This window comes from Candidatus Fermentibacter sp., from assembly GCA_030373045.1.
Classification (GTDB): domain Bacteria; phylum Fermentibacterota; class Fermentibacteria; order Fermentibacterales; family Fermentibacteraceae; genus Fermentibacter.
Genome location: JAUCPW010000007.1, coordinates 18,677 through 27,557, shown reverse-complemented (window position 1 = coordinate 27,557; position 8,881 = coordinate 18,677). Strand labels below are relative to the sequence as shown.

The window sequence follows — 8,881 nt, the reverse complement described above, 5'->3', positions numbered from 1 at the left end:
CGCACCAGCCATGGCGCCATCCTTCGATCCGGCCGCCCCTGCGCATCTCCCGGCGAGCCACGCGGCCAGTATCGAGACGATCAGGGGCAGGATCCTGTACCCCGGTATCCCGAACCACAGGCCCGGGACGAGGAGCAGGGAGAAGAGGGGCTGCTGATGGCTGATCCCGGCGACGGGGGCTCCCGCTTCCGGCGAGACCGAAGCCCACCTGTCGATCTGCCTGAGATTGTCCGAGACGTCGGTGTCGCCGTCGAGGAAGATGCTTTCGCAGAGTGCGGCGTTCAGGGGTTCGTCGCCCGTGAACGGGACGGACAGGAGGATGAACGGCGCCAGGGGCAGGACGGCGAATGCGGCATGGCGGCCCCCCCTGCGGAACGAACGGATCATCGCAGGGAACAGGCCTGCGGTCATCGAGGCCATCGAGACGGCTGCCGCGAGATCCGAGATCGCCCAGAAGAATCCCGTCGCCGCCGATACGACGAGGGCTGCCGCGCCTGCCCTGCCCGGTCCCGTGTGCGGGGAGACGAAACCGGCAAGGAGCCATGCCAGCGGGATCAGCCGCCCGGCGAGACCCGGGTCGGGCATGCCCGCGATGCGCCAGAACAGGAACAGGAAGACCGCACCTGCGGCATGGGCGGCGAATCCGCCGGGGATCATCCTCTTCAGGGCGGCGATGTCAGGAATCCGCACGGGCGTGCGCCTCCAGGACGTGTATCACCGGGTGCTCGAAGGGCCGGTATCTCCTGGCAAGGCGGACCTCTACGATGCCCCCGTCCAGCGGCAGTTCGAAGACGCTCCTCCCGGGCGGGATGGAGAACACCCCCTCGGATGCGAAGACCAGGCCGACCGGCATGGAATCCCTGACTCCACCGGCTTCGAAGACCAGGTCGGCAGTCCCCCGCTCCATGCCTGGAGTGCGCAGCAGCGCGACGGGCTTCGATCCGTCGACATGGAACGTCTCCCAGGAGATTCCGGGACCGTTCATGGTCTCCTGTATGACGATCTCGGCCTCGGGGCCTGGACGGGGAGGGCCTTCCACGAGCATAGCAAGCACCACTCCGGCCAGGATCGCCAGCGTCCTCGCCTGCCTGGAGTCTGAAAACGCCGACAGGACTGCCGCGGAACTCGCGACTGCCACGGCCGTCGAAGCCGAGCCCTGGAACGCCGGGGGGATCGAGAGGGCCAGGAGGGCTCTCGTCATGAACCCTGTTCCGCAGGCTATCCCGAGGAATGCCGCTGCCGCCGTCAGCCATCCGGCTGCCTGCGGGAAGGATGCTCCGGCGGAGATCAGCATGAGGCATGCAGCCCTGGCGATCCCGCCCCCTTCGATGGAAGCGGCTCCGGAGGCCGCCAGGAGGAGCGATGCGGCAGTCCAGGGCCGGCCTCCGGCCGCCATGTGGAGTGCGACGGCTCCCAGGCCCCAGGCGGCGCACCGGAGGATTGCTGTGATGTCAGCCCGTCTGCTCATCCACCCTCATCCCGGATATCAGGATGACCGAGTTCCTGTCGTCCGCGGCGAGGCAGTGCCTGCCCGGCCCGAGTATGAACGAGAAGCGGCTCCCGCGCGAATCGGTCCGGAAGGCTGCTCCCGGCTCGCTTCCGCAGTAGAGCCTGCCGGTCACCGGACCGCCTTGCGATTCCATGTCCACGGTCAGCCTGCATCCCGAACCGGCGGTAAAGGCCCCGTATCCGCCCATTGCATGTCCGGAGATCCACCCCGGCCCGGAGACGATGATGCCTCCGGGATCGAGCCGGAAGGGACGCGGGCTCCTCTCCGGGGGCAGTTCGGATGGAGGCTTCGACGAGGGTTCGAACACTTCTCCGGTCCTCCGGGCGTTCTCGGCCGCGATGGCGGCGACCCTTCTCAGGAATGCCGGCAGCCCGTTCCTCATGGCGGCCAGTGAGCGGATCTCGCGCGCGAGGAGGGTCATCCTCGCCCTGCCCGGGTCGCGCCCGTACTTCATAGCGAGCCTGCATGCCGAGCGGACCTCCCAGACCCCGGCCGACGAACGGCTGCTCGCGACACCCACCATGTGCTGCGCCTCCGCTTCGGGCAGCACGTCCAGGCTCCAGCCCCGGAGGCGCGCCCTGATGCAGAGGTCCACGTCCTCGAAGTACATGAAGAAGCCCGGATCGAATCCCGAGAGGGACGAGAGGACGTCCGTCCTCCAGAGGGATACCGCAGCGGTCGCCCCCGCCCCCCTGACCGGGCCACCCCCCGGCCCCGGCTCGAATCTCATGAAGCCGAGGTCGTAGCCCTCGTACATCCCCGTGATGCCCATCCCCCGGCTCGCCGTCACCTCGGGCCAGCCCCAGGCCCTGATGAGAGGCTGGACCGCCGCCGTGCCCGGGTTCGCATCGAGCCAGCGCTCGAGCAGTTCGAGGGAGGCGGCGTCGATGCGCGCATCGTGGTTGAGCAGGAGCGTATAGGGCGTGTCCACCCTCGACAGCCCGACGTTGCATGCGCTTCCGAATCCCCGGTTCACTCCCGTCGAGATGATGCGGATGCCCGGCATGAGCCTGCCGAGGAGATCCACGGTGCCGTCCCGGGAGTCGCTGTCCACCACCACCGCCCCGCAGCGGTCCGCGAGCGAGTCCAGGGTCGCGGCCAGCTCTCCCGCCACCTTCGAGGAGTTGAACGTTACGACCAGGGCAGTAGTCGACCTGCTCAAGGCCGTCCCTCTCCGGGACGGATGCATTCCGACAACCTGCCGTAGAAGCGGTCCGTCACCTTCCTCCACGTCCTCTCGCGCATTACCATGACCCTTCCCAGGGCACCCATCGAGGACCTCATGCCGGGATTCCCGAGGAGCCTCGCCATCCTGTCGGCAAGGGTGACCGCATCCCCGAACGGGACGAGGAAGCCGTTGCGTCCGTCGTCGACCATGTCGGGCATGGCGCCGGCCCAGGAGCCGATGACCGGCCTCCCGCAGGCCCAGGCCTCCAGCAGGATGATCCCGAAGCAGTCGAGCCTGGAGGGCAGCGCGACGACGTCCGCCCCGGCGATGATGCCGGCCCGCTCGTCCCTGTCGACGTATCCGGTGAGCACGACGCGCCCGGGTTCGACATCCCCGAGTGCCGATTCCAGATCCGCCCTGAAGCCCGGAGCCACCGGGCCGGCGAGCACCAGCACGAAGTCGAGGCCTGCTCTCCAGAGGGACTTGGAGGCCTCCAGGAGATGCCCGGTGCCCCTGTCGGCGCAGTGGGAAGTCATGGAGAGGACGTACGGGCCGTCGAAGCCGAGGCGGCGCCGGGCCCTGGCGATGTCCGGGCTCTCGAACTCCGTGGGCTCGATTCCGCTGCCGGAGATGTGGATCCTCTCCGGAAGAACCCCCATCTCGAGGAACAGCCCCTCCTCGAACCTGCTCTGGGCCACCGCGAAGGAGCAGCTCGAAAGTATCCCGGGCTGCATCCCGGCGAAGTAGCGAATGTCCGACAGGCGCCTGAACCGCTCGCCGATGTTGGCGTGGGGGGCCGCCGCCATCCCGCACCCGTGGGCACGCGCATGCCTGAACCCCTGGTAGATGAGGAAGGGCATCGCGTTGGCGTGGACGAAGGCGAAGCCCCTGTCGGGCGTGAGATACCTTCCGAGGGAGGGGATGAACGGGTTCGGGTGGAAGAATCTGTCCGGCCCCCCGGGCAGCAGGCGGCGCAGGGACGCCCTGAGCAGAGGCGACAGGGGGGGATGGACGACCCTGAACCTCAGGATCTCGACGTCTCCGAGCATCTCCCTCTTCTTGGGAATCCTGGCTGCCTTCCGATCGGCGAAGAGCGAGATGTCCCAGGCGTCGGTGGTCGCTATCACGCTCTCGTGGCCCCACCTCGAGGAGGCCAGGGCGTGCTCGAGCACATACCTCTCCGCGCCTCCGTGGAAGGGATGGGACCTGTGGACGAGGTGGAGGATCCTCATCGCGCAGCCTCCAGGTAGAAGGCGCACGCCCTCTCCGCCACGGAATCCCATGTCTGGCGGGGCCTCCCGAGGGCTCTCGAGGCCAGCTCCGAAGCGAGCCCGCCCGCCTCGAGCGCCACGATGGCATCGGCCCATGCCCCGGCATCTCCGGGAGGCAGGAGCATTCCGCAGCCTGCGAGCGTCTCGGGGAGTGCCGTCGCATCGGAGGCGACCACTCCCGTTCCGCAGGCCATCGCCTCCAGGGCGGGCAGCCCGAGCCCCTCGTAGAGGCTGGGCAGCAGCAGGGCCCTCGCCCCCCGGTAGAGGGAGAGCATCGTCGAATCCGACACCGCCCTCAGCGCAAGGACCCCGGGGGCTCGCGCGTCGGGCTCCCGCCAGCCGCCCGCACCCGCCAGCACCAGCGGCATGCCGGCGCCTCTGCAGGCTGCGAGGGATCTCGCTTCGAGAAGCAGAGGGATGTTCTTCCTCGGTACGTAGTTCCCGACATGGAGCAGGTATCCGCCCGGTTCCAGGCCGAGGTTCCCTAGAACCGAGGGATCGGGCTCGCCGGGGGAGAAAATGCCGTCGGCCGCTCCTCCGGCCACCCCGATCAGGCTGCCGGGGCCGAAGATCGCGCGTGCCCGCGCCGCAGCCCATTCGGAGATGGCCAGCAGGGCCGCACCGCGGCGGGCCATGTCCGCCTCGGCACGGGCGTAGCGCACGGTGTCGGGGGTGTGCCATTCCGGGTGTTCGAGGGCCGAGGGATCGAAGAACGTCAGCACCGCCGCGCGGCCGCGCGGGTATCGCGGCTGGACCCCGCTTACGTGGTAGAGGTCGGCGTCCGCAAGCCTTCCTATCCTGGAGCCACGCGTGATGCGCTCCAGCCCGATCATGCCCGATGCCCTGGCCAATCCCCGGATCCTCGAATAGAAGGGATCGGCCAGCTCGAGGGCTCCAGGCCACGGCGGCAGGGTGCCCCTCCTGGCCGCGGGGACGTCGACGAAGCAGACCTCGAGACCCAGTTCGCCGGCCCTTCGCGAGAGGCCGCGCGCGAGCCCCAGGGTGTACCTGCCTACCCCGCCCAGGGCGTGGGCGACGATGGTCATGTCCAGTACGGCCTTCATCTCAGTCCCGCGTCCAGACCCACACAGAGTCCTCGGTCGAGGCGCCCGGGAACAGGGCTGCGAAGCGGGCATCCATCCCCTCCAGGCTTTCCGCGTCGTACATCCAGCGGTTGTAGAGGATGATGCCGACTCCGGTCGCCAAAGCATCCCCGACGCTCACTGAGTCGGAAGAGTCGATCCGGAAAGGATCGAAGACATCGGGGACGACCGCGCTCCTCCTGGTATGGAAGAAGACGGGCCTCTCCCTGCCGTCGGCCGTCATGAAGTATCCGTGGCGCCTCGCCATCTCGGTGGCCGGGATCTCCAGCGCGGTTCCGCCGGGCTGCCCGTTCCGGTAGACGGAAGGGATAGTGCCGCTGATCGTGGGCAGCCGGGGAGGAACCAGCTCGAGAATCGCGAGAAGGGCGGCTGCGCAGCCAGCCCTCCGGCCCATCGAGAATGCGGCTGCAGCGGCGGGCACTGCCAGCATGCAGGTTCCGAGGATGGCGAATCTGGAGGGCGACCTGGCCCCCTCGAGCAGAGGCATGTCCTGGACGATGGCGAACGGGAGCGGGATGCCGGCCGGCACTCCCATGAACTTGAGCCAGGGGCCGAGTGCCAGCGTGAACGGGATCACCGAGAGGATGCCGAGGATGATCAGGCCCTTCCCGTCACAGGCCGCAATGGCTGCACGGGAGCGGCCGCGGAAGAGGTAGAGCAGAGCCAGCAGCAGGACGGTCAGGCCCGGAGTCACGACACCCTCGAACAGGTTGGGCATCCAGGGCATCGTGGGATCTTCTCCCGAGAGCGCCCAGGGGATTCCGAAAGGAGACGGGAGCAGGAATGACACCGGTTCTGCGGACCAGTAGACCGCCTCCGCCCTTCCCATGCCGGGCGGCATGTCTCCGGGGAACGATGCGAAGAACAGATAGGATGTGATCATCGCGACAGCGAATGCTCCGGAGGCGGACGCCGTCCTTGACGGGGGTGTCCTCCTGGAGGCGATTGTCGAGACGGCCACGAGAAGCGAGCCGAGGGCTCCGAAGAGCGTATGGTAGGCCGACTGAGTCGAGGCGATCAGCATCGAGAGGGCGTATGCCGGAAGCAGACGGCGCCGGCCCCCTGTCAGGAACATCCTCAGCAGGGCCATCGAGAGCAGCACCCAGCCGAATCCGGCGATGTGGTAGTGCTGCAGGAGGTGCGCCGTCCTCGCCGGAGCCCATGCCGAGAGTACGGCCACTAGGGCCGACGGCAGCGGTCCGAGCCCCCATGACCCCGCGAAGAGGTAACCCGCCGAGGCCATCAGCAGGGTGCCCCACAGGAGAGAGCAGAACGCGGCGCCCTGAAGGTCGGATGATCCGGCCAGGCCGAACAGGACGGCGTCCGGCCACCCGACGTTGCTCCCGACCAGCGAGTACGGTTCGGGCAGGCCGATCAGCGGACAGATCCTGGGATCGTTCCCCGCCCGGATGGATGTGCCGACCCACCAGAAATGCCAGGCCTGCTCGTAGGTGTCCGAATCTCCCGGCACCGGCGGATCGGGCATGGGCACGCCTATGAAGCCGTCCAGCCCTCCTGCGAGCACGGCGACGAACGGTGCCGCGGACAGCGCAAGAGCGGCTGCGAAAGCGGCGTATCTCAACGCGCCTCCATCCATGTGATCTGGGAAACCCTGCCGCTTCCCTCCAGGACCACCCTGCCCCTGAGTTCGAATACGCGCGGCTCCCTCTGGAGGGGCTCCGAGCCCGCCCTGCCGGTTCCCGAGGCGGACAGCAGGCAGACCGGCCTTCCTGGTGGCGGATCGAGCACGACCGTGCCCTCGAAGGACCAGCAGGAAGGTCCGGTATCCGGCCGGGGAGCGGAGGAGAAGCCCTGCGGGGGGTCGTGCAGTGCGGCCGCGAGCGAACCCGGGCCGGGGATGGTGAACGGGTCGGGAGGGGGCTCCATCGCCGCTATCCTGAGCCAGTCGGATCGTGCCCTCTCCGGAGAGCTCTCCGCTGCCGCATGCCTCGAGCCGCCGGCCGAGAGCCCGGCCGCCAGGGCGGGATCGGTCAGGACCCTTCGGATGGCGGCAGCCAGGCACTTCGCGTCGGGGGGTGAAGGAATCCTCATCACCGCCCCGGAATCGATCCTGGAGAAGGGGCCGCTGTCCGTCAAGACCGCCGGGACGCCGGCCCTCATAGCCTCCAGCAGGCTGCCCGAAGTCTCGTTGCAGGAGGGGTGTCTGATATCCACCGCGACCGACAGCGCCCTTATCCAGCCCTGGTATCGGGCGTCGTCCAGCCTGCCGGTATTCGTGACCCACCCGGGAAGGTCCCCCGGCCAGCCGCCTCCTATCAGGGCGCCGGAAACCGGGAGACCGGAGGATCTGAGGATGTGGAGGGCCTCGACGAAGACATCCGCATTTCTGCCGGGATGCCCGCCCCCGACCATACCGGCCACCGGTGAATCCAAGGCGGAAGGCGGGAGTACGGGTCCGGCGGGAGGATCGAGGGGATGCCCGACGACGAAGACTCTCCTGCCGCCCGAGAGCCTTCCCAGCGCGTCGGCCGCCTCTGCGTTGAGGCAGACTGTCGGATCAGAGGCATGAACGAGGCTTCCGACGAGCGGATGCCGCTTCAGCAGTGCATCGAAGCTCGAGGGCGGCATCCTCCGCGAAAGGGATCTCTCGACGGCCTTCGCGTCCGGCCCGTAGTCGAACCCCAGGAGCCGCCTGTAGAGGTCGATCCTGCCGTCCCGGAGGCAGCAGAACCTGAGCATGTGGTGCATGACGGTCTCGTGGAAGACGCCGCAGCCGCGGTGCTCCATGAGCGCGAAAGCCGTGCCCGCACACTCGGGCGAGTTGCCAAGCATGAAGACGCGCGACCTCGGCAGGTCGCCCGTGCGGGCGGTCGAGAGAGGCGCATGCATGACGTCCGCCGGCAGCAGCGCCGGATCGGAGCCTTCCTCGAAGAAGACCTTCCAGTCGATGATGTCGCGGGTCAGGAGGATCAGCCTGAGCGAGTAGGTCGCGACCCCCGTGGCGAGGGGCGGCAGCGGAGTGAACATCGCGCAGGTCGGACGGCCCGTGGAGTCGCGCAGGCGCCTTTCAGGAGACGTCGCCACGCCAGGCCCTGATCCTGAACGCCATGAGCTGGGAGAACATCTCCGCGATCGCCCCTATCCTGACCCAGGCGAAGAATCCCCTGCGGAACGTCTCGAAGGAGACCTCTCCCGCCCTGCGCTCCATGTGCGACACCGGCACCTGCCTTACCCTGTATCCCATCCCGCGGGCAAGGGTGAGGATCTCGAGATCGATCACGCCGCAGGTAGACCTGGGCCTGACCCTGTCGAAGATCGACCGCCGGTACAGCTTGAACGAGCAGTCGACGTCCTTGAAACCCCCTGTGAACAGGATCCATGTCAGGGTGCTGTAGGCGAGGGAATACGCGAGCCTGAGGCCGGGATCGCGTCTGTTGCGCCTGTAGGCCGACACGATGTCCGAACGCTCACGGTCCGCCCATATGCGCGACAGCTCGCCGAGCTCGAACTGGCCGTCACAGTCCGTGTAGAAGATCCAGGGCATGGTTGAGCTGCCTATCCCCGTCCGGATGGCCATCCCGAATCCGAGATTCCTGCCGTGGGATACTGCCCTGATCCTCGGATCGCCGGCACCGGCCGACAGTGTCTCGCGTACGGTTCCGTCCGTCGAGCCGTCGTCGACGATTATGATCTCCCACGGGACGCCCAGCGACTCGAGCACCTCCCGAGCGCGGCCTATCATGAAGGCCACGTTGGCTTGCTCGTTGTATGCGGGCATGAAGAGGCTGATCCCGTCTCCGGTCGCCACCGGGGTCGGGCTCATGGTTCCCGGCGCTTCAGACACGCGTTCACCTGCCCTTTGAATGCC

8 protein-coding genes are annotated in these 8,881 nt (G+C 68.0%); all 8 read right to left on the bottom strand.

Annotation, left to right across the window (positions count from 1 at the left end):
* Positions 1-690 (bottom strand): hypothetical protein (locus tag QUS11_02200; GenBank protein MDM7992104.1); only part of this gene is annotated, 690 nt, incomplete at its 3' end.
* Positions 677-1,468, bottom strand: coding sequence for a hypothetical protein (locus QUS11_02195; protein MDM7992103.1), 792 nt, complete (start codon positions 1,466-1,468; stop codon positions 677-679). The genes QUS11_02195 and QUS11_02200, both read right to left, overlap by 14 nt.
* Positions 1,452-2,672, bottom strand: coding sequence for a glycosyltransferase family 2 protein (locus QUS11_02190; GenBank protein MDM7992102.1), 1,221 nt, complete (start codon positions 2,670-2,672; stop codon positions 1,452-1,454). Before QUS11_02190 ends, QUS11_02195 begins: the two co-directional genes overlap by 17 nt.
* The gene (locus QUS11_02185) at positions 2,669-3,910 is read right to left on the bottom strand and encodes a glycosyltransferase family 4 protein (GenBank protein ID MDM7992101.1); all 1,242 of its coding nucleotides are present in this window, start codon (positions 3,908-3,910) and stop codon (positions 2,669-2,671) included. Before QUS11_02185 ends, QUS11_02190 begins: the two co-directional genes overlap by 4 nt.
* Positions 3,907-5,013, bottom strand: coding sequence for a glycosyltransferase family 1 protein (locus QUS11_02180; protein MDM7992100.1), 1,107 nt, complete (start codon positions 5,011-5,013; stop codon positions 3,907-3,909). The genes QUS11_02185 and QUS11_02180 overlap by 4 nt, the downstream gene beginning before the upstream one ends.
* Position 5,014: 1 nt before the next feature.
* Positions 5,015-6,634: a hypothetical protein gene (locus tag QUS11_02175; protein ID MDM7992099.1), complete on the bottom strand. Its 1,620-nt coding sequence runs from the start codon at positions 6,632-6,634 to the stop codon at positions 5,015-5,017.
* Positions 6,631-8,097, bottom strand: a complete 1,467-nt coding sequence (locus QUS11_02170; GenBank protein ID MDM7992098.1) for a glycosyltransferase family 4 protein — start codon at positions 8,095-8,097, stop codon at positions 6,631-6,633. The genes QUS11_02175 and QUS11_02170 overlap by 4 nt, the downstream gene beginning before the upstream one ends.
* A complete protein-coding gene (locus QUS11_02165) occupies positions 8,081-8,836 on the bottom strand; it encodes a glycosyltransferase family 2 protein (GenBank protein MDM7992097.1) in 756 nt (251 codons plus the stop codon). The genes QUS11_02170 and QUS11_02165 overlap by 17 nt, the downstream gene beginning before the upstream one ends.
* Between the last annotated feature and the right edge of the window lie 45 nt (positions 8,837-8,881).